The following is a 19,565-nucleotide window of genomic DNA, read 5'->3' on the forward strand; positions in this document are numbered from 1 at the left end:
ATCCGCGTTATTGTGGAATCAGCGCGCCTTCGGTCTGTACGCCGCGATGCCAGACCTGGGCGATCCTGTCGACCGCCGTGATGTCATGGGCCGGGTCGCCGGACACGACGACCAGGTCGGCCCACCGGCCCGGCAGCAGGATACCCCGGTCGTCCCACTGCATCAGGGCGGCGGCGCGGCCCGTTGCGATCGTCAGGGCCTGGACCGGCGTCATGCCCGCCGCGACCATCAGCTTCAGTTCGCGATGTTCGGCAAAACCGGGAATCCGCGTGGCCGATGCCCCGGAATCAGTGCCGAAGCCGATAGGAATGCCCGCGCGGTACAGGGTCATCAGGTTGCGCTGGTTCAGCGCCACCGCCCTCTTCGACGCTTCGGTCAGCGGCGCGGCCAGGATTTTGGCCCGCCAGGCCGGGTCGGCGAACCGGGCCCGCAGGGCGGGGTTCAGGCCGGCGGACAGAAACGGATCGTCCAGCCATTCCGGGTGCAGGGCGAAGATGTAGTTCGCCTCGTCCAGGTCCAGGGTGGCGATATACCACGCGCCCTTCTGTTCCATCAGCATGATGAAATCGGTATCGACCGGCTGGTCGCGCACGCCGTGGGCAACGATGTCGGCCCCGGCCGCCACCAGCGCCTTGGCGTCGGCCAGGTCATGGATATGCGCCGCGACGCGCTTGCCGCGCGCATGGGCCTGTTCGATCACCGCGCGATAGATCGCGGGATCGATCTTGGGGAATCCCTTGGCGCCGGGCACGCCGTTGCGGAAATCGTCCACCCAGATCTTCACCAGGTCCGTGCCCTCGTCGACCATGCGATCGACGGCGGCGCGGGCCTCGGGCACCGAGGTCGGGCGATAGACCTGATCGGCACCCAGATGGAACATGCCCTGTGGCGGCACGCCGTCCGGCGCGCCGATCCCCTGGTCCACGCCGAACAGGTCGGCGCCCGGATTGCGGCCCGCGTGCTGTTCCTGCCGCAACTGGTCGAACAGCGGGGATTTGTTCAGGCCCAGCGACACCACGGACAGCACGCCGTAGCGTTCATACTGCTTCAGGGCCGCCAGGATATTCTCGCGCGTATAATTGGCCGTGTCGTCCTGCGTGCCCTTCACCAGCCCGGTATGGCTGTGGTCCGAGATCAGGCCCGGCAGGATGGTCATCCCGACCAGATCGACCGTCTTCACGCCCGCCGGCACGGCGATCGTGCCGTCACGCCCCACCGAAGCGATCCGGCCGTCCCGGATCAGGACCGCGCTGTCGGCCACGGGCGTCGCCCCGGTGCCGTCGATCAGCGTCGCGTGCTCCAGCAGCACCGCCGGTGCCTCCGCCGCCACGGCCACGTTGGCTGCACCGGCGCATAACATCAGCGACAGCGCCCAGCCGAACCGTCCTGCGATGGTCATGCCCGCTTCCTTCCCGCTATTGAACGTTTTCCGGCCCCACTGTTCGGCCATGAACCACGGATGTCCAGTGGGCATGCCTCACAGCTTAAAGTTGTAACGGGCGAAGCCGCTAAAATCTGGCTGGAGACGCGGGCTGGTGAGCGAGAGCGGCCCAAAGGGCCGCGCCCGGCGTGCGCTTCCGAACACCGGAGCGGAGCGGCCTTGATGGCCGAGAGCACCGGAGCACAGGAAACGCGCGTCGGATCGCGGCCAGACCGCGTCTCCAGCCAGATTTTCAGATCATGTAGTCTATGGGGGGGAGCGTCTGGTCCATGGTGAAGGCGGGCAGCGAGGAATGGCGCGTGCCGACCGGCCGCGCGGGGTTGCCGACGACGGTGGTAAACGGCGCAACCGATTCCAGCACGATCGAGCCCGCCCCGACCTTCGCCCCCTCGCCCAGCTCGATATTGCCCAGGATCTTGGCCCCGGCGCCGATCAGCACGCCGCGCCGCACCTTGGGGTGCCGGTCGCCGACATTCTTGCCGGTACCGCCCAGGGTCACGCCCTGCAGCAGCGACACGTCGTCTTCCAGCACCGAGGTCTCGCCGATCACGATTCCAGTGCCGTGATCGAACAGGATGCGCCGACCCAGCCGCGCCGCCGGATGGATATCGACGGCGAACAGTTCCGATGCCCGGCTTTGCAGGTGCAGCGCCAGGTAGCGCCGCCCGTTGTTCCACAGCCAGTGCGCCACGCGGTGGCTCTGCACCGCGTGATAGCCCTTGAAGAACAGAAACGGCGTCGCGTAGTTCGCCGTCGCCGGATCGCGCTCGCGGATCGCCACCAGGTCGGCGGCGGCGGCGGCGACGATTTCGGGATCGGACTCGAAGACCTCGGTCACCAGGTTGGACAGCGCGTCGTCGGCCACCGACCGGTCGCCCAGCTTGCGCCCGATCAGCGCCGCCAGCCCGTTGGCGAAACTGGCATGGTTGCGAATGCCGGTCGCCAGCAGCCCGCGCACCAGCGGGTCGCCGCAGCCCTCGCACCCACGGGCAATTTCGTCCCACAGCCGGCGATAATCGGCGGCCAGCAGCGCAGGATCGGCCTTGCGGGCCTCGGTCAGCGAGATCAGGGACGTATCGGGCATGGTGAACCTGATGAATGGACGAGAATGACGATATGGTAATCCGCGCCCGCCCTGACCAGAGGGAGGTGCGGAAGAGCTATAGCCCCATGGCCTGTTTCACGAAGGCCCGGCGCAGCCGGGGCAGGCGATGCACCCCCGCCAGGCCCAGGTCGCGGACGCCGCGCAGGATGGGATTGTCGTTGCCGAACAGGCGTTCCAGCATGTCGGTCGCGGCCAGCATCACCATGTTGGACGGGCGGCAGCGGGCCTGGTAGCGGCGCAGCAGCGTCGGGCTGCCCGGGTCCTCGCCCCGCGCATGGGCCGCGATCAGCAGGTCGGACAGCGCGATGACGTCGCGGAAGCCCACATTCAGGCCCTGCCCCGCGATCGGGTGCATGCCGTGGGCGGCGTCGCCCGCCAGCGCCAGCCGCGTATCGAAATAGCGCTGGGCATACTGAAGCGACAGCGGATAGGTCCAGCGCTGCCCGACCGAGGTCACGCGGCCCAGCCAGTCGCCCATCCGGCGCTGGATTTCGTGCGCGAAGGCATCAGGCGGCAGGGCGACCATACGCTGGGCCACGGCATCGCTTTCCGACCAGACGATGGCCGACAGGTTCGGGTAATCCGGGGTGGGGGCCATCGGCAGTTGCGCGAACGGACCGGCGGGCAGGAAATGTTCCAGCGCCCGATTCTGGTGCGGGCGTTCATGCGCCACGCTGCAGACGATGCCGCTGGTATGGTACGGCACGCGCGTGACGGCGATGCGGGCCTGGTCGCGCAGGGTGCTGCGCCGCCCTTCCGCCGCGACCACAAGCCGCGCGCCGAATTCGTGGCCCGCGCGGGTGCGGATTCGCGCACCCGATTCCGTGCGTGTCACGGTGACTTCCTCCGGCGCCAGCACGGTGATCGTCTCATGGGCACTCAGTGACGCGTTCAGCGCCACGCGCAACGCCCGGGCCTCGATCATCCAGCCGAAGGGCTGGTCGGCGTCCTGCCGTCCGAATTCCAGGAACAGGGGCGACGGGGCCTCGCCCGGGCGTCCGTCGGAGACGCGGATTTCCTCGATCGGGCAGGCCGGCAGCGGCAGGCGGTCCCATACCCCGGCCGCATCCAGCAGCCGGCGCGATCCGGCAGCGATGGCGTATGCGCGGCCGTCGAAGGCCGGATCTTCCATGGGCGAGAGGGGTGCGCGGTCGACAATGGCCACGGACAGCCCCCCGATCGCCAAGCGGCAGGCCAGCGTGGCGCCGACCGGCCCCGCGCCCACGATGCAGACATCGACATCACCGGGGATGTCAGGCGGGACGTCACGGGCATCGGCAAATCCGGTCCGGGGAAAGGGCTGCGTGCCTGCGGTCATGCGTGGGGTCCTGTGGTGGCCATGCGGATCGGACGACCCGCGACAATCGTGATCCGTTCCGGTGCTGCCAGCCCATAAATCAGGCAGAATCCCCCGGGTCGAAGGATGCAACGCACACCAGACGGGCTTCGGCGTCAACCGTGCGCAGAGATGGCACGGTTTTTGTATTGCCGTATTCACGATTTGGATCATCATCCGGATCAGGGAACGGATCACCATCATGAAACAAGGAGACGTGGCGCGATGAAGCTTGTCACAGCCATCATCAAGCCCTTCAAACTCGACGACGTTCGGGAATCCCTGACCCCGCTGGGCATCCAGGGGCTGACCGTGTCGGAAGTGAAGGGTTTCGGTCGTCAGAAGGGCCAGACCGAAATCTATCGCGGCGCGGAATACCATGTCAGCTTCCTGCCAAAGGTGAAGATCGAGGTCGCGGTGTCGGACGACATCGTGGACCAGGTCGTGGACGTGATTCTGCAGTCCGCCCACACGGGCAAGATCGGCGACGGCAAGATCTTCGTATCCAGCCTGGACAGCGTCATCCGCATCCGGACGCGCGAGACGGGAGAAGACGCGCTGTGAGTCTCCCCCGCACTATTCGGACTTTCTCACCTCGCGGCACCACCATCGCCCTGGCCACGCTGGCCGGGGCGGCGCTGCCGGCCATGGCCGCGCCCGCCATGGCCGCCGATCCGGCCCCGCCCGCCATCAACACCGGCGATACCCCCTGGATGCTGGTCAGCACGCGCTGGGTGCTGATGATGACCGTACCGGGCCTGGCCCTGTTCTATGGCGGCATGGTCCGCAAGAAGAACGTGCTGGCCACGCTGATGCAGTCCTTCGCCATCTGCTGCATCGTCACGATTGTCTGGATGGTCGCGGGCTACAGCCTGGCGTTCGGCACCGGGTCGCCCTACATCGGCGATCTGTCCCGCTTCATGCTGAACGGCATCGGCGCGCAGATTTCCAAGGGGTCCGATGTCGGCTTCACGCTGGGGCTGGGGTCGGCCAACGCCACGGTGATGACGATCCCCGAGAGCGTCTTCATGATGTTCCAGATGACGTTCGCGATCATCACCCCGGCGCTGATCACCGGCGCCTTCGCCGAGCGCATGAAGTTCAGCGCGCTGTGCGTGTTCACCATCCTGTGGTCGCTGCTGGTCTATGCGCCGGTCGCCCACTGGGTCTGGAGCCCGCTTGGCTGGGTCGCGGGGTTCGGCGCCATCGATTTCGCCGGCGGCACCGTGGTGCACATCAATGCCGGCGTCGCCGGCCTGGTCACGGCGCTGGTGGTGGGCAAGCGGCAGGGCTACGGCCAGGACGATATGTCGCCCTTCAACCTGACCTATGCCGTCATCGGCGCGTCGCTGCTGTGGGTCGGCTGGTTCGGCTTCAATGCCGGGTCGGCGGTAGGGGCCAACGGCCGCGCCGGCATGGCGATGGCGACGACGCAGATCGCCAGCGCCGCCGCCGGGGTGGCCTGGATGCTGGCCGAATGGGCCCGCACCGGCAAGCCGACGGTGCTGGGCATCATTTCCGGCGCCGTCGGCGGACTGGTCGCGATCACGCCCGCCGCCGGCTTCGTGCTGCCGGGCGGGGCCCTGATCATCGGCCTGCTGGCCGGCGCGGTCTGCTACTGGACCGCCACCACCATGAAGCACATGCTGGGCTATGACGACAGCCTGGACGCCTTCGGCGTGCATGGCATCGGCGGCATCCTGGGCGCGCTGCTGACCGGCGTGCTGGCCTATGGCCCGCTTTCGGCCACCGACGCCAATCCCGCCGGGGTCGTGGGGTCCTTCGCGCAGCTCGTCACCCAGGCCAAGGCCGTGGGCGTCACCATCGTCTGGTGCGCGGTCGTCACCTTCGTCCTGCTGAAGATCGTCGACCTCGCCATCGGCCTGCGCGTCCGGAGCGAGGACGAAATCGAGGGGCTGGACATGACCCAGCACGGCGAACGCATCAACTGATCCATTTCACCGAACAACAGACAGGCCGGCCCGGGTGCATGCCCGGGCCGGCCTTTTTCTTTCCGTATTCAAGTCAAACTGTTATGGATGATTGTCCAGATCGAACGGCCGGGGTGCGGCGCCCCGCCCCGCCCGCGCCGTTCCGCAAACGGAAAGGGTTGCCTTCCCCATGGCTATCGCACTTCATGGCCGGCTTGCACTTGCGCTGCTTCTGACCGCCCCGGCCATCGCATTCACCGCGCCGCACGCCCACGCCGTCAGCCCCGCGCAGGCGTGCTACAAGAAATTCAACGCGGAACGGAAGGCCGGCACCATCAAGGGCCAGACCTACAAGGAGTTCAAGGCGACGCAGTGCGCGACGCCCGATGCCGCTTCCGCCACCCCCACGGCGACCGCCCCGGCGACGACGCCCGCGACGACGGCTCCGGCAGCCCCCGCCAGCGCACCGGCGACTGCCCCGGCAACCCCGGCCCCGGCCGCCGCCGGCAATGCGGTGCTGCCCAGCGCCGTGTCGCCCAAATATTCCAGCGAGTCGGCCGGCAAGGCCCGGATGCATACCTGCCTGGACCAGTACAACGCCAACAAGACCACCAACGGCAACGGTGGCCTGAAATGGATCCAGAAGGGCGGCGGCTATTACAGCGTCTGCAACGCCCACCTGAAGGGCTGATCCCAAGGTCAGGCTACAAGGGTCGGGCGATATGCCCGGCCCGCTACCGCGCCGGCCGGACGAACATCCGGCTGGTGGCGTATGATATCCAGACATCGTGGCCGGCGAACCAGTCCGCGCCCAGCAGCATGTCCACCTGGTCCCGCAGCGGGGCGACCGTAAGGACCGGCGCGCGTTCGTCCTCGCGCCCGATGCGCAGCGACGTGAAGCGGTGCCAGTGATACGGGACCGGCCGCCCGTCCACGCCGCTGGTCTCGCCCCCCGGGTCGGCCGCCAGCCGATCGGCTGACAGGCCCATCCGTTGGGCCGCATCGGTGGACAGGATCCGCGACCGGGCCCCGCTATCGACCAGCGCGGTCAGGTCCCTCGTATCCAGTTCCGCGGCCACGCTGACCCGATGCCCCGCCCGCTGCAGCGGAACGGTCTGATACACGCCGTGCCAGACCGGGACAGGCTGGCAGGCCGTATCCGATTGAGGCCGCCAGAAGGTCAGCCAGCCCCCGGCGACATCGAATTCGACGTCGAAGCCTGCCAGCACGTCCGCACCCAGCAGGCCCGCGACCGGCGGCTGGATGACCGGCTGCCCCGGCAGGTCACCCACCGGAATCGATAATGGGCCCAGATCGAGGCCCTCCTGCCCCGGTGCCCCCAGCCGCAGGTCCGGCACCATGGCGTTGGGCACCACGCCCGCGATGCCGCCCGTGCCCTGCAGCACGGTCCGCCGGTCGGGGTCGATCGCCAGGTGCAGGGCCGACACCACGCCGCTGCTGATCAGGCCGCCTTCGGCCCCGGTATCGACCAGCAGGCTGAACGCGGCGCGCCCCTGCGATCCGGTGATCGATACCGGAACGGACAGATATCCCCCATCATCCCGCAGCGGCACCCGCGCGATGCGCGTCAGCGCGCAGGGCGGCGCGTCATCCTGGCCCGGCGCGGGCTCGGCATGGGCCGGCATGGCCAGCAGCGCCAGTATGGCCAGCGTCCCCATGCGCGCACGGTCAGCCGGCCCATGTTCAGCCAAGCGAGGCAAACCGGTCGGTCGCGTCCAGCAGCGCGTTCAGGATTCCGGGTTCCGCCACCGCATGGCCGGCATCGTCGATCAGGTGGAATTCGGCCTCGGGCCACGCGCGATGCAGGTCCCAGGCGGTGCGGACCGGCGTCGCGACGTCATAGCGTCCCTGCACGATCACGGCCGGTATATGGCGGATACGCCCCACGTCGCGGATCAACTGGCCTTCGTCCAGCCATCCCCCATGGACGAAATAATGGTTTTCGATCCGTGCAAAGGCCAGGGCATATTCGGGATCGGCATGCTGGGCCGCCAGGTCGGGCGCGGGGCGCAGGGTCAAGGTCTCGCCCTCCCACAGGCTCCAGGCCACGGCGGCCTCGCCCCGGATGGCGGGATCGGCGTGCGTCAGGCGGCGGCGATAGGCCGCCATCAGGTCGTCACGCTCGGCAGGCGGGATCGGGGCCAGGAAGCGTTCCCATTTGTCGGGGAACAGCCAGGATGCACCTTCCTGATAATACCACAGCAATTCCGCGCGCCGCAGGGTGAAGATCCCGCGCAGGACCAGGCCCGTCACCCGGTCGGGATGCGCCTGGGCATAGGCCAGGGCCAGCGTCGAGCCCCACGATCCGCCGAAGACCAGCCAGCGCGTGGCACCCGTCATCTCGCGCAGCCGTTCGATATCCTCGACCAGATGCCAGGTCGTGTTGTTTTCCAGCGCCGCGTGCGGCCGCGACCGGCCGCATCCGCGCTGGTCGAACAGCAGGATGCGGTAGCGCGCCGGGTCGAACAGGCGCCGGTGCGTGGGCGCGCAGCCCGCCCCCGGGCCGCCATGCAGGAACACGACGGGAATGCCGTCGGGATTGCCGCACAATTCCCAATAGACCTGATGCCCGTCGCCGGTTTCCAGATGGCCGGACCGGTAGGGTTCGATGGGCGGATACAGCGTACAGGCGGGCGACGTGGTCACGATCTGCGCTCCTTCATTCTGCCGGACGTGCCGCGCGGGGATGGGCGCGGGTCCAGACTTCCATCAGCCGGGCCTCGTCGGCCAGCGTATAGCGCTGGGTCGTCGACAGGCTGGCATGGCCCAGCAATTCCTGGATCGTGCGCAGATCCGCGCCGCCTTCCATCAGATGGGTGGCGAAGGAATGGCGCAGGGCATGGGGCGTGGCGTGGTCCGGCAGGCCCGCCATGTCGCGCCAGGCGCGCATCGCCCGCTGCGCCACCGCCGGCTGCAACCGGCCGCCCCGCACCCCGGGGAAGAGCGGCGCGTCGGGCAGAGGCGCGGGATGCCGCGCCCGCCAGTCCGTCAGCACACGCGCCACCGCCGGCAGGATCGGCACCAGCCGTTCCCGCCCGCCCTTGCCCCGGACCAGCAGCGTGCCGCCCGCCGACAGCGCGTGATCCAGATCCCGGACATCCAGCCCCAGCGCCTCGGATATCCGCAATCCGCAGCCATACAGCAGCAGGAACAGCGCCGCGTCGCGCGCCTGCCCCAGGGGCGTGACCGCCAGGTCCCCTACACCATCGGGCACGTCCAGGGCCTGCGCTTCGGACAAGGGGCGCGGCAGGGGGGATTTGGTACGCGGCGCGGCCAGCAGGCCGGGCGCCGGATTGGTAACGCCATGACGCCGCGCCAGATAGCGATAGAAGGACCGCATGGCCGACACCCGCCGCGCCCGGGTCCGCGCCGCACGGTCCGGCGTGCTGGACCGCCCCCGGTCGCGCTGTGCCAGCGCATGTCCCTGGGCATGTTCGAACGCCAGCCATGCCCGCAGGTCCGCCAGCGACAGTCGGTCCAGTACCGCCAGGTCCACCGTGCCGCCGACATGGGCGCCGATGAAATCCAGGAACCGGTCCAGGTCACCGCGATAGGCCGCGATCGTCAGGGGCGAGGCCCGGCGTTCGTCCCGCATCCAGTCCAGGAAGGCGTCGCGCAGATCCGCGCCCGTCATGCGCCGCCCCCCATCACGCGTGACGGCGGACAAGACAGGAAACGACCGGGGCGATAGAAAACCTCATGGCACATGCGAGTCTAGACAAACGCACCCCGGCACGGAAGGCGGGAATGGGAGGCTGCTTCAAAAGCCCCGCTGCTGAGCGAGAGCGGCCCGAAGGGTCGCGCCCGTCGTGTGTTTCCGAGCACCGAAGCGGAGCGGCCTTATGGCCGTGAGCATCGGAGCGCAGGAAATGCGCGTCGGACCGCCAGCAGCGGGGCTTTTGAAGCAGCCTCCGACCGGCCGGCCGCGTGTCGCGGTCCTGCTGCCTCTGCCCTTCCCCGGCCCGTTCGACTATGCCGCACCGCCGGACCTGCCCGCCCCCCCGCTGCAACCCGGCGACATCGTCACCGTGCCGCTGGGGCGGCGTACCGAAACCGGCGTGGTCTGGGACCCGGAGCGCAACCTGCCGCCCGAATTCACCCCGCCCCCCATGAAGAGCGTGGCGGACGGACGGCTGAAGCCCGTCATCGCGCGGCTGGACCAGCCGCCCTTGCCGGCCTCGCTGCGCCGCTTCGTCGACTGGGTCGCGGCCTATACGCTTTCCCCCCCGGGGCTGGTGCTGGCCATGGCGCTGCGCACCGGCACCGCCGCCCAGGCCGCCCCCGCGCTGGGCTGGGCCGTTGCCGATCCGCCGCCGGGCCTGCGCGACACCCCGGCACGGCGAAGGGTGCTGGACATCGCCGCGCATGACGGGCCGCTGACCGCCGCCGAACTGGCCCGCCGTGCCGGGGTCGGCACCAGCGTGGTGCGCGGCCTGGCGGATGCCGGGGCGCTGCGCGGGGTAACGATGACGCCGCGCCCCGCCTTCGTGCGGCCCGATCCGGACCATTGCCCCCCGGCACTGGACGGCGAGCAGGCGGAATCGGCCCGGGCCCTGCGTGCCCTGGCGGCGGAGGGCGGCTTTTCCGTCACCCTGCTGGAAGGAGTGACCGGATCGGGCAAGACCGAGATCTACATGGAGGCCATTGCCGCCTGCCTGGCGCGCGGGAAGCAGGTGATGGTGCTGCTGCCGGAAATCGCCCTGTCCTCGCAATGGACCGGGCGTTTCGCCCGCCGCTTCGGGGCGGAGCCCGCGCTGTGGCATTCCGACCTGGGGCCGCGCCTGCGCCGCGTCACCTGGCACGCGGTGGCCGACGGCACGGCGCGGGTGGTGGTGGGCGCGCGCTCGGCCCTGTTCCTGCCCTTCGCGGAACTGGGGCTGATCATCGTGGACGAGGAACACGAGACCGCGTTCAAGCAGGAAGACGGCGTGACCTACCACGCGCGCGACATGGCCGTGGTGCGGGCGCGCATGGACCGCGCGCCGGTCGTCCTGGTCTCGGCCACGCCCAGCCTGGAGACCCTGGCCAATGTCGGGGCCGGCCGCTACCGCCATCTGGTGCTGACCGCGCGCCATGGCGGGGCGACGATGCCCGAGGTGCGCACCATCGACATGCGCGCCCATCCGCCCGAACGGGGACTGTTCCTCTCGCCGGTGCTGACCGAGGCCATCCGGCAGGCGATCGGGCGCGGCGAGCAGGGGATGCTGTTCCTCAACCGGCGGGGCTATGCGCCGCTGACCCTGTGCCGTACCTGCGGCCACCGCCTGCAATGCCCGAACTGCACCGCCTGGCTGGTGGAACATCGCGCGCGGCAGATCCTGACCTGCCATCATTGCGGCTATCAGGAAGCGACACCGCCCGCCTGCCCCGAATGCCACGCCGAATCCAGCCTGACGCCGATCGGCCCCGGCGTGGAGCGCATTACCGAGGAAGCGCGCGCCACCTTCCCCGATGCGCGCATCCTGGTGATGGCCAGCGACACCCTGCCCGGCCCCGCCGCCACCGCCGACGCCGTGGCGCGGATCGCGCGGCGCGAGATCGACCTGGTGATCGGCACGCAGATCGTGGCCAAGGGCTGGCATTTTCCGCATCTGACGCTGGTCGGTGTCGTCGATGCCGACCTGGGCCTGGGCGGCGGCGACCTGCGCGCGGCGGAACGCACGGTGCAGTTGCTGCATCAGGTCGCCGGCCGCGCCGGCCGTGCCGAGGCCCCGGGGACGGTGCTGCTGCAGAGCTACACCCCCGACCATCCGGTGATGCTGGCGCTGGTGTCAGGCGATTTCGAGAGTTTCATGCGCCAGGAGGCCGAGCAGCGCCGCCCCGGCTTCTGGCCCCCCTTCGGCCGGCTGGCCGCCCTGATCGTCAGCGCGGATACGCCGGAGGCCGCCGACGCCACCGCCCGGGCCCTGGGTCAGGCAGCGCCCCGGGGCGACAGCCTGCAGGTGCTGGGCCCGGCCCCCGCGCCGCTGGCCATCCTGCGCGGCCGCCACCGCAGGCGACTGCTGCTGCGCACGCGGCGCGAGGTCGCGGTCCAGCCCCTGCTGCGGCAATGGCTGGACCGCGTGACGCCCGAACGCGGGGCCCGGATCGACATCGATATCGATCCGGTCTCGTTCCTTTAGCAGGCCCTATACCGCGTGGACGTTCGCCTCGCGCTCCCAGAACCGCAGAGCCCTGCACGCGGCGATGAAGGCGGTCGCGTCGGCGGGCGTGGACAGTTTAAGGATGCCGTCATCCATGTCGGCCGGGCGGACCCCCGCGCGTTCCATCAACGGCAGCGCCGCCTCGGCGTAGCCGATGAACTTGGCATGGGCGTAGGCATCGGCGATGAAGTCCCGCGCCGTCGCCTCCTGCATCAGCAGGGTGGCCCCGTCCGCCGAGGGCAGCAGCACCACGGCGTCGTACAGCACCGACGGGCCGCCATTGATCTTCTGCCCGGCCGGAACCAACGTGCCGTCATGCAGCGTCACGCCGCCCACCTTCGGCGCCACCAGTTCCACGTTCGTGCCCTCGGCCCTCGCCGCATCGGTGACGGCCTTCAGCAGCCCGGCATCGACGCCATCGGTCACCAGGATACCGATCTTGCGCCCCTTGAAGCTGTCGGGACCGTTCCGCAGGATGCTCAGCGCCGGCGAGGGCGCCAGGCCGTCCACCAGCGGGCGGGCCGGCGGGGCGGCCTCGGGCAGGTCCTCCAGCCCCAGCCCCTGCGCCACGGCGGTGGCCAGGTCGATATCGACATTCACCAGGTGCGACACCACCCGCGCACGGATCGGCGGCGTCTCGACCTTGCTCAGTTCGAAGGTGAAGGCCTGCTGGATGTGAACGCGCTCGGTCTCGGTCTGGCTCAGGTAGAATTGCCGGGCCTGGCTGTAATGGTCGCCGAACAGTTCGGAGCGTTCCCGCAATTTCTCGCCCGCCTCGCGCGCCGGGAAGGAAGTGAAGCCGCGCGCCGGGTCCTCACGCGGGCCGCCCTGCGCGCCGCCCCAGGAATTGGGTTCGTAGTTCGCCCGGCCCTTCGGATTATGCATCGCCATGTGCCCGTCCTGCTGGAAATTGTGAAACGGACATTTAGGGGCATTGATGGGAATATGCGTGAAGTTGGGGCCGCCCAGGCGCTTGAGCTGCGTGTCGAGGTAGGAAAAATTCCGCCCCTGCAGCAACGGATCGTTGGTGAAATCCACGCCCGGGACGATGTTCTGCGTGCAGAAGGCCACCTGCTCGGTCTCGGCGAAGAAATTATCGACGACCCGGTCCAGCACCAGCCGCCCGATCCGGCGCACCGGCACCAGTTCCTCGGGAATCAGCTTGGTCGGGTCCAGGACGTCGAAATCGAAACTGTCGGCGAAATCGTCGTCGAACAGTTGCACGCCCAGTTCCCATTCCGGAAAATCGCCGGACTGGATGGCGTTCCAAAGGTCACGACGATGAAAATCGGGATCGGCGCCGTTGATCTTCAGGGCCTCGTTCCACACCACCGATTGCAGGCCCTGCTTCGGCTTCCAATGGAATTTGACGTAGGTCGATTTGCCCGCCTTGTTCACGAAGCGGAAGGAGTGGACGCCGAACCCTTCCATGAACCGCAGCGAACGGGGAATGGCGCGGTCCGACATCACCCACAGCGCCATGTGGATCGATTCCGGCGACAGCGACACGAAATCCCAGAAATTGTCGTGCGCCGACTGCGCCTGCGGAAAGTCGCGATCCGGCTCGGGCTTCACCGAATGGATCACGTCGGGAAACTTGATGGCGTCCTGGATGAAGAAGACCGGGATATTGTTGCCGACAATGTCCCAGTTGCCTTCATGCGTGTACAGCTTGACCGCGAAGCCGCGCACGTCACGCGCCAGGTCGGACGATCCCTTGCTGCCCGCCACGGTGGAAAACCGCACGAAGGCCGGAACGCGCTCGCCCGGGCGCTGCAGCACGTCGGCGCGCGTCACGTCGGCCAGCGATTCCGTCAGTTCGAAGAACCCGTGCGCGCCATAGCCGCGCGCATGCACCACGCGTTCGGGAATCCGCTCGTGGTCGAAATGGAAGATCTTCTCGCGGAAATGGAAATCTTCCAGCAGGGTCGGCCCCCTCGCCCCGATCCGGGCCGAATTCTGGTCATCCGCGACCGGTATGCCCTGCTGGGTGGTCAGGACCGGCACGTCGCCCCCCGCCACCTGATGCGTCTCGCCACCCGCCCCGCGCTGGATCGTCTCGGTCCCGAGCGTGGCGGTCTTGCGCCCCGGCCCGGGTGATTTCGCACCCGGCGATTTCGTCCCTGGTGATTTTACGCTCATGACAGCCCCTCTGTTTCCTTCGGCATGGGGCGACCGGCGCCGCCATGCCCCTGGTTCGCCAACGTGGGCGCAAAGGGAGGGTTGCCCCTTGCCGGGCCCCTACTGGGCCGGGGCGCTGCGGGTCATGGTCTGGCGGATCAGTCCGTCGACCGGTCGCCCGGCCAGGTCCAGGGCCACCGCTTCGGCCACGCGGATGCCGTCGATGGCCGCCGACAGAATCCCGCCCGCATAGCCCGCGCCCTCGCCCGCCGGATACAGGCCGGCGGTATTCACGCTCTGCCCGTCCGGCCCACGCGGGATTCGCAGCGGCGAGGACGTGCGCGTTTCCACCCCCGTCATCACCGCGTCCTCCATGTCGAAGCCGGCGAGCTGCCGCCCGAAATCGGCCAGCGCCTCACGCATGGCCTGGACCGCGAAATCGGGCAGGCAGGCGGCCAGGTCCGTGGGCGTGACCCCGGGACGATAGGACGGCTCCACCGCGCCCAGGTGGGTCGAGGGCCGGCCGGCCAGGAAATCGCCCACGCGCTGGGCCGGGGCGCGGTAGCCGCCGCCGCCGGCCAGGTAGGCCTGGCGTTCCCAATGGCGCTGGAACGCGATGCCGGCCAGCGGGCCGTCGGGATAATCGGGGTCGGGGGTGACGCCGACTACGATCCCCGCATTGGCGTTGCGTTCGGCCCGTGAATACTGGCTCATTCCGTTGGTGACGACGCGTCCTTCCTCGGACGTCGCGGCGACCACCGTGCCGCCGGGGCACATGCAGAAGGAATAGACCGCCCGCCCGTTGGACGCGTGATGCACCAGCCGGTAATCCGCCGCCCCCAGCAGCGGATTGCCGGCATGCGTGCCGAACCGCGCGGCATCGATGACCGATTGCGGATGCTCAATCCGCACGCCGATGGAAAAGGGCTTGGCCTCCATCGCAACGTCCCTGCCGTGCAGCATGGCGAAGGTATCGCGCGCGCTGTGGCCGACGGCCAGCACGACATGGTCGGCCTGCACCACCTCGCCGCCCGCCAGGCTGACCCCCGAGACCCGGCGGGCGCCGGGCGCGAGCAGGATATCCTCCACCCGGGCGCCGAAGCGATATTCGCCGCCCAGCGCCTCGATCTCCGCACGGATATGCTCGACCATCGACACCAGGCGGAACGTGCCGATATGCGGCTTGGACAGATAGAGGATTTCCTTCGGCGCGCCGGCCCGGACGAATTCCGTCAGCACCTTGCGGCCGTAATGGCGCGGATCGCTGACCTGGCTGTACAGCTTGCCGTCGGAAAACGTCCCGGCCCCGCCCTCGCCGAACTGCACGTTGCTTTCCGGCGTCAGCACCGATCTGCGCCACAGGGCGAACGTATCGACGGTGCGCTCGCGCACGCTCTTGCCGCGTTCCAGCATCAGCGGCCGCAACCCCATCTGCGCCAGCAGCAGCCCCGCCAGCAGGCCGCACGGCCCCGCGCCGATCACTATCGGGCGGCGATAGGTAGCGGCAGCCGCCAGGCGGGCGCCGTCCTCCACGGGGACGCGATAGGTCGTATCCGGCGCCACGCCGACATGCCTGTCGCCCGCCAGCCGCGCCAGGACCCCTTCCTCGTCCCGCAGGGTGCAATCGACGGTGTAGACCAGGACGATCGCGCCCCGGCGCCGCGCGTCGTAGCCCCGGCGGAACACCGCGTGATCCAGCAGGTCCTCGGCCGGAATGCCCAGCCGCCGGATGATCTCCGCCGCCAGGGCATCGGGATGATGGTCCAGCGGAAGCCGGATTTCGGTCAGTCGGATCATGAGGGAACCCGGTTTCTGTTCGGAGGCGTGCCATATCATGGGCGAGCCCCCCGGCAAAAGAATGCAGGACTCGCCCCGCCGGTCGCGCTTCTGTTACAGAAAGCCCCCCGCCCCCGGACGAGAACCACGCCGCCATGGCCGACCCGCACGATCAACCGCCCCCGCACCGGCACGATTCCGCCGAGGACCAAGCGGGAGAGTGTGGCCACGGACATGACCACGCGCACGATGATGGACATGATCACGGTCACGATCATGGGCATGAGGGGCACGGACATGGATTCGGCCACCATCACGTCCATGCCCCGGCCAGTTTCGGCGCCGCCTTTTGCGTGGGGCATCGCGCTGAACCTGGTCTATGTCGTCGCCGAGGCGACCTGGGGCGTGCTGTCCCACGCGCTCGCCCTGATGGCGGATGCCGGCCATAACCTGTCCGACGTCCTGGCGCTGGCGGCGGCGTGGATGGCGCAGCACCTGTCGCGGCGCGCGCCCAGCGCCGATTTCACCTATGGACTGCGCCGCTCGTCCATCCTGGCCGCGCTGGGCAATGCGGTGGCGCTGCTGCTGGTCACCGGCGGCATCGTGTGGGAGGCGATCCTGCGCCTGATCAACCCCGCCCCGGTGCCCGGCACCACGATCATGGTGGTGGCGGGGATCGGAATCCTGGTCAACGGGATCACCGCCCTGCTGTTCGCGCGGGGCGGGGAGGACCTGAACATCCGCGCCGCCTTCCTGCACATGGCGGCCGACACGCTGATGACGGTCGCGGTGGTGATCGCGGGCGCGATCATCCTCTATACCGGCTGGACGCGCGTGGACCCCATCGTCAGCCTGGTCGTGTCGGTCACGATCGTCGCCGGCACCTGGTCGCTGCTGCGCGATTCGCTGGACATGGCGCTGGACCGGGTGCCCCGCACGATCGACCGCGCCGGGGTCGAGGCCTATCTGCGCACCCTGCCGGGGGTGCTGGACCTGCACGACCTGCATATCTGGCCGATCAGTACGACGGACACCGCCCTGACCGTGCATCTGGTGCGCGCCGCCTGCCCCGTTCCTCCGGGGGAGGAAGACGCCAGCGAGGACAGCCTGCTGCGTGACGCGACCGAGGCACTGCGCACGCGCTTTCGCATCGGCCATCCCACCTTCCAGATCGAAACGCTGTCCTATTCCGCACGATGTGTCCTGGCGGACGCGAACACGATCTGACCCATGCCGCATATCAGCAAGAACGCCCTGGCCTGGACCAGCCTGGGGGTCAGCCTGGTCGCCCTGAGCCTGAAATACGCCGCCTGGCGCGTCACCGGCTCGATCGCGCTCTATTCCGATGCGATCGAGACGATCATCAACGTCGTCGCCGCCCTGGCCGGCCTGTGGGCGCTACGCGTCGCCAGCCTGCCGCCCGACGAAAACCACACCTACGGCCATTACAAGGCGGAATACCTGTCGGCGGTGGCCGAAGGCGTGCTGGTACTGATGACCGCGCTGGCCATCGGGCGCGAGGCCTGGATCGACTGGCAGCATCCGGTTCTGCCGCACGCGCCGCTGTCGGGCATCGCGCTGAACGGCTCGGCCGGCGTACTGAACCTGGCCTGGGCGATCGTGCTGCTGCAGTCCGGCCGGGCGCGGCGATCGCCGACCCTGATCGCAGCGGGCCAGCACGTGATGTCCGACGTGTGGACCACGGTCGGGCTGGTCGCCGGCTTCGTCCTGATCCCGCTGACCGGGCAGGCCTGGCTGGATGCCGCCCTGGCCGCGCTGATCGCGGTGAACGTACTGCGCGTCGGCTGGGAGATGATGCGCCGTTCGATCGCGGGCCTGATGGACGAGGCCCCGGATGCGGACACCCTGGCCGATATCCGCCACGTCATCGCCAGCAACGCCACCGGCGCGATCGAGGCGCACGACCTGCGGGCGCGCATCGTCGGCGCCATGGCGTTCGTGGAATTTCATCTGGTGGTTCCCGGCGCCATGTCCGTGGACGCTGCCCACGAGATCTGCGACCGGATCGAGGCCGCCCTGCGCGCCGAGATCGGCCAGGCGCTGATCCACATCCATGTCGAGCCCGAGCGCAAGGCCAAGCATGAGGGAATTGCGGTTCCGCCGGCCCCCGCGCCCCGGGCAATCCTGCCCTCATCCTGAAACAGGGCTAGCATGGCGGTTCCGCTGGAACCCGCCGGACAATCCGCGCTAAAGGGACGGATGGCCCCGAACCGACCCGCAGCCCCCATCCGGGCAGGCCTGGCCTGCCTCGGGCGAGAATGATGAAAACCGACCTGACCGAACTGCGCATCCGCCATATGCGCCACCTGCGCCGATCCGCCCGGGTCACGACGGCGCAGTGGCGGCGCAAGATCGTGTACTGGGCCGCGGCCATCGTCGTGGGGCTGGTCGCCGTGGGCTTCGCCACCGCCGCCGACGCCGCCGCCGCCCTGCGTACGCGCCTGGTCCACTGGGACCCGTGGATCATGCTGGCGATCACCCCGGCGGGGCTGGCGCTGTCCACCTGGCTGACCCGCACCTGGTTTCGCGGCGCCCAGGGATCGGGCATTCCCCAGACGATCGCGACCCTGCACCTGGACGATTTCGCGGTGGTCGACCGGCTGCTGTCGCTGCGCATCGCCTTCGGCAAGATCCTGCTGACCACGCTGGGCCTGCTGGCCGGGGCATCGATCGGCCGCGAGGGCCCGACCGTGCAGGTGGGCGCCGCGATCATGCATGCGTTCGGCCGCTGGCTGAACCTGTCGGCGGTGGGGATGCGCCGGGGGCTGATCCTGGCGGGCGGCGCGTCGGGCGTGTCGGCGGCCTTCAACACGCCGCTGGGCGGAATCGTGTTCGCGATCGAGGAACTGAGCCATTCCTTCGAGCAGCGCACCAGCGGCACGATGCTGACCGGCGTTATCCTGTCGGGCGTCACCGCCATCGCGCTGGTCGGCAATTATACCTATTTCGGCCATACCGACGTCGTGGTGCCGATCGGCATAAGCTGGATCGCGGTGCTGGCCTGCGGTATCCTGGGCGGGGTCAGCGGCGGGGCGTTCTCGGCCATCCTGATCCGCTCCTCGGCCGGCCTGCCGGGCGTGCTGGGGCAGTTCGTCAGCCGCCGGCCGGTGGCCTTCGCGGCCGCGTGCGGCCTGGTACTGGCCGTCCTGGGCGTGGCATCGGGGGGCATCACCTACGGCACGGGCTATTTACAGGCGCGCGAGATCATCACGGGCCAGACCCATTATCCGGCGTCGTTCTTCATCCTGAAATACATCGCCACCATCGTGTCCTACTGCTCGGGCATTCCGGGGGGACTGTTCGCGCCGTCGCTGGCCATCGGGGCGGGCATCGGCGGGTGGATCGCGCAGTTCCTGCCCCATACGACGCCCGGCGCGGTCGTCCTGCTGGGCACCGTCGCCTATTTCTCGGCGGTGGTGCAGGCACCGCTGACGGCCACCGTCATCGTGATGGAAATGTCGGACAACCAGCAGGTGACGCTGGCGCTGCTGGCGACGTCGTTCCTGGCCTATGCCGTGTCGCGCACGGTCTGCAGCCAGTCGCTCTACAGCGCGCTGGCCGAAAAATTCCTCGATGTGGTGGAACATGCCCCCCCGCCGGCCGAGGAAACCGCCGCCCCGCCCCGGGCCGCGATCGTCCCCGGCCCCACCGCGCCGGAACGGTTCTGACG

Annotated in this window: 14 protein-coding genes and 1 pseudogene; 7 read left to right on the forward strand and 8 right to left on the reverse strand. The window is 69.1% G+C overall.

The window, feature by feature from the left end; translation table 11 throughout:
• Positions 1 to 7 precede the first annotated feature (7 nt).
• The 3 genes from GDI_RS11210 to GDI_RS11220 form a co-directional block, all read right to left on the reverse strand.
• The gene (locus tag GDI_RS11210; RefSeq protein WP_049762984.1) at positions 8 to 1,399 is read right to left on the reverse strand and encodes an amidohydrolase family protein; all 1,392 of its coding nucleotides are present in this window, start codon (positions 1,397 to 1,399) and stop codon (positions 8 to 10) included.
• Positions 1,400 to 1,673: 274 nt separating this feature from the next.
• Positions 1,674 to 2,525 carry a serine O-acetyltransferase gene (gene cysE, locus GDI_RS11215; RefSeq protein WP_012226270.1) on the reverse strand — a complete coding sequence of 284 codons (852 nt, stop codon included), beginning with the start codon at positions 2,523 to 2,525 and terminating at the stop codon, positions 1,674 to 1,676.
• A gap of 76 nt (positions 2,526 to 2,601) precedes the next feature.
• Positions 2,602 to 3,864, reverse strand: coding sequence for a UbiH/UbiF/VisC/COQ6 family ubiquinone biosynthesis hydroxylase (locus GDI_RS11220; protein ID WP_012226272.1), 1,263 nt, complete (start codon positions 3,862 to 3,864; stop codon positions 2,602 to 2,604).
• Between the two features lie 243 nt (positions 3,865 to 4,107).
• Here GDI_RS11220 and glnK point away from each other — a divergent pair, with 243 nt between their 5' ends.
• From glnK to GDI_RS11235, 3 genes are all read left to right on the forward strand, one after another.
• Positions 4,108 to 4,446, forward strand: coding sequence for a P-II family nitrogen regulator (gene glnK / locus GDI_RS11225; RefSeq protein ID WP_012226274.1), 339 nt, complete (start codon positions 4,108 to 4,110; stop codon positions 4,444 to 4,446).
• 83 nt (positions 4,447 to 4,529) lie between these two features.
• Entirely contained in the window at positions 4,530 to 5,834 is a 1,305-nt protein-coding gene (locus GDI_RS11230) for an ammonium transporter (protein ID WP_269446542.1), read from the forward strand.
• A 169-nt stretch (positions 5,835 to 6,003) separates the two neighbouring features.
• Positions 6,004 to 6,504, forward strand: coding sequence for a hypothetical protein (locus GDI_RS11235; RefSeq protein WP_012226278.1), 501 nt, complete (start codon positions 6,004 to 6,006; stop codon positions 6,502 to 6,504).
• A 43-nt stretch (positions 6,505 to 6,547) separates the two neighbouring features.
• Here GDI_RS11235 and GDI_RS11240 read toward each other — a convergent pair whose 3' ends face one another.
• Genes GDI_RS11240 through GDI_RS11250 form a run of 3 tightly spaced genes read right to left on the reverse strand, consistent with a single transcriptional unit; the run spans position 6,548 to position 9,468 of the window.
• On the reverse strand, positions 6,548 to 7,492 hold the full coding sequence (locus GDI_RS11240; RefSeq protein WP_012226280.1) for a pepsin/retropepsin-like aspartic protease family protein: 945 nt from the start codon (positions 7,490 to 7,492) through the stop codon (positions 6,548 to 6,550).
• Between the two features lie 25 nt (positions 7,493 to 7,517).
• Positions 7,518 to 8,480: a prolyl aminopeptidase gene (pip, locus tag GDI_RS11245; protein WP_012226282.1), complete on the reverse strand. Its 963-nt coding sequence runs from the start codon at positions 8,478 to 8,480 to the stop codon at positions 7,518 to 7,520.
• 13 nt (positions 8,481 to 8,493) lie between these two features.
• Positions 8,494 to 9,468, reverse strand: a complete 975-nt coding sequence (locus GDI_RS11250) for a tyrosine recombinase XerC (RefSeq protein ID WP_012226284.1) — start codon at positions 9,466 to 9,468, stop codon at positions 8,494 to 8,496.
• A 235-nt stretch (positions 9,469 to 9,703) separates the two neighbouring features.
• On the opposite strand from GDI_RS11250, the gene GDI_RS11255 reads away from it, so the two are divergent.
• The gene (locus tag GDI_RS11255) at positions 9,704 to 11,956 is read left to right on the forward strand and encodes a primosomal protein N' (RefSeq protein WP_041249787.1); all 2,253 of its coding nucleotides are present in this window, start codon (positions 9,704 to 9,706) and stop codon (positions 11,954 to 11,956) included.
• Between the two features lie 6 nt (positions 11,957 to 11,962).
• On the opposite strand, the gene GDI_RS11260 is transcribed toward GDI_RS11255, so the two are convergent.
• Together GDI_RS11260 and GDI_RS11265 are read right to left on the reverse strand one after the other, a co-directional pair.
• On the reverse strand, positions 11,963 to 14,119 hold the full coding sequence (locus GDI_RS11260) for a catalase (protein WP_012226290.1): 2,157 nt from the start codon (positions 14,117 to 14,119) through the stop codon (positions 11,963 to 11,965).
• A 99-nt stretch (positions 14,120 to 14,218) separates the two neighbouring features.
• Positions 14,219 to 15,895, reverse strand: a complete 1,677-nt coding sequence (locus GDI_RS11265; RefSeq protein WP_012553234.1) for an NAD(P)/FAD-dependent oxidoreductase — start codon at positions 15,893 to 15,895, stop codon at positions 14,219 to 14,221.
• A gap of 134 nt (positions 15,896 to 16,029) precedes the next feature.
• Here GDI_RS11265 and GDI_RS11270 point away from each other — a divergent pair.
• From GDI_RS11270 to GDI_RS11280, 3 genes and pseudogenes are all read left to right on the forward strand, one after another.
• Positions 16,030 to 17,101, forward strand: a pseudogene (locus tag GDI_RS11270) (cation diffusion facilitator family transporter).
• 3 nt (positions 17,102 to 17,104) lie between these two features.
• Entirely contained in the window at positions 17,105 to 18,034 is a 930-nt protein-coding gene (locus GDI_RS11275) for a cation diffusion facilitator family transporter (RefSeq protein ID WP_012226296.1), read from the forward strand.
• 158 nt (positions 18,035 to 18,192) lie between these two features.
• Positions 18,193 to 19,563, forward strand: coding sequence for a chloride channel protein (locus GDI_RS11280; RefSeq protein WP_041249788.1), 1,371 nt, complete (start codon positions 18,193 to 18,195; stop codon positions 19,561 to 19,563).
• Positions 19,564 to 19,565 lie beyond the last annotated feature (2 nt).

It is taken from the genome of Gluconacetobacter diazotrophicus PA1 5 (assembly GCF_000067045.1).
GTDB classification, from domain to species: domain Bacteria; phylum Pseudomonadota; class Alphaproteobacteria; order Acetobacterales; family Acetobacteraceae; genus Gluconacetobacter; species Gluconacetobacter diazotrophicus.

Coding starts and splice junctions, on each gene's coding strand:
- cysE (WP_012226270.1), bottom strand. CDS start 2,525: ATGCCCGATACGTCCCTGATCTCGCTGACCGAGGCCCGCAAGGCCGAT.
- GDI_RS11210 (WP_049762984.1), bottom strand. CDS start 1,399: ATGACCATCGCAGGACGGTTCGGCTGGGCGCTGTCGCTGATGTTATGC.
- GDI_RS11280 (WP_041249788.1), top strand. CDS start 18,193: ATGCGCCACCTGCGCCGATCCGCCCGGGTCACGACGGCGCAGTGGCGG.
- GDI_RS11230 (WP_269446542.1), top strand. CDS start 4,530: ATGGCCGCGCCCGCCATGGCCGCCGATCCGGCCCCGCCCGCCATCAAC.
- GDI_RS11265 (WP_012553234.1), bottom strand. CDS start 15,895: ATGATCCGACTGACCGAAATCCGGCTTCCGCTGGACCATCATCCCGAT.
- GDI_RS11250 (WP_012226284.1), bottom strand. CDS start 9,468: ATGACGGGCGCGGATCTGCGCGACGCCTTCCTGGACTGGATGCGGGAC.
- GDI_RS11220 (WP_012226272.1), bottom strand. CDS start 3,864: ATGACCGCAGGCACGCAGCCCTTTCCCCGGACCGGATTTGCCGATGCC.
- glnK (WP_012226274.1), top strand. CDS start 4,108: ATGAAGCTTGTCACAGCCATCATCAAGCCCTTCAAACTCGACGACGTT.
- GDI_RS11240 (WP_012226280.1), bottom strand. CDS start 7,492: ATGGGGACGCTGGCCATACTGGCGCTGCTGGCCATGCCGGCCCATGCC.
- GDI_RS11260 (WP_012226290.1), bottom strand. CDS start 14,119: ATGAGCGTAAAATCACCAGGGACGAAATCGCCGGGTGCGAAATCACCC.
- GDI_RS11275 (WP_012226296.1), top strand. CDS start 17,105: ATGCCGCATATCAGCAAGAACGCCCTGGCCTGGACCAGCCTGGGGGTC.
- GDI_RS11255 (WP_041249787.1), top strand. CDS start 9,704: ATGCGCGTCGGACCGCCAGCAGCGGGGCTTTTGAAGCAGCCTCCGACC.
- GDI_RS11235 (WP_012226278.1), top strand. CDS start 6,004: ATGGCTATCGCACTTCATGGCCGGCTTGCACTTGCGCTGCTTCTGACC.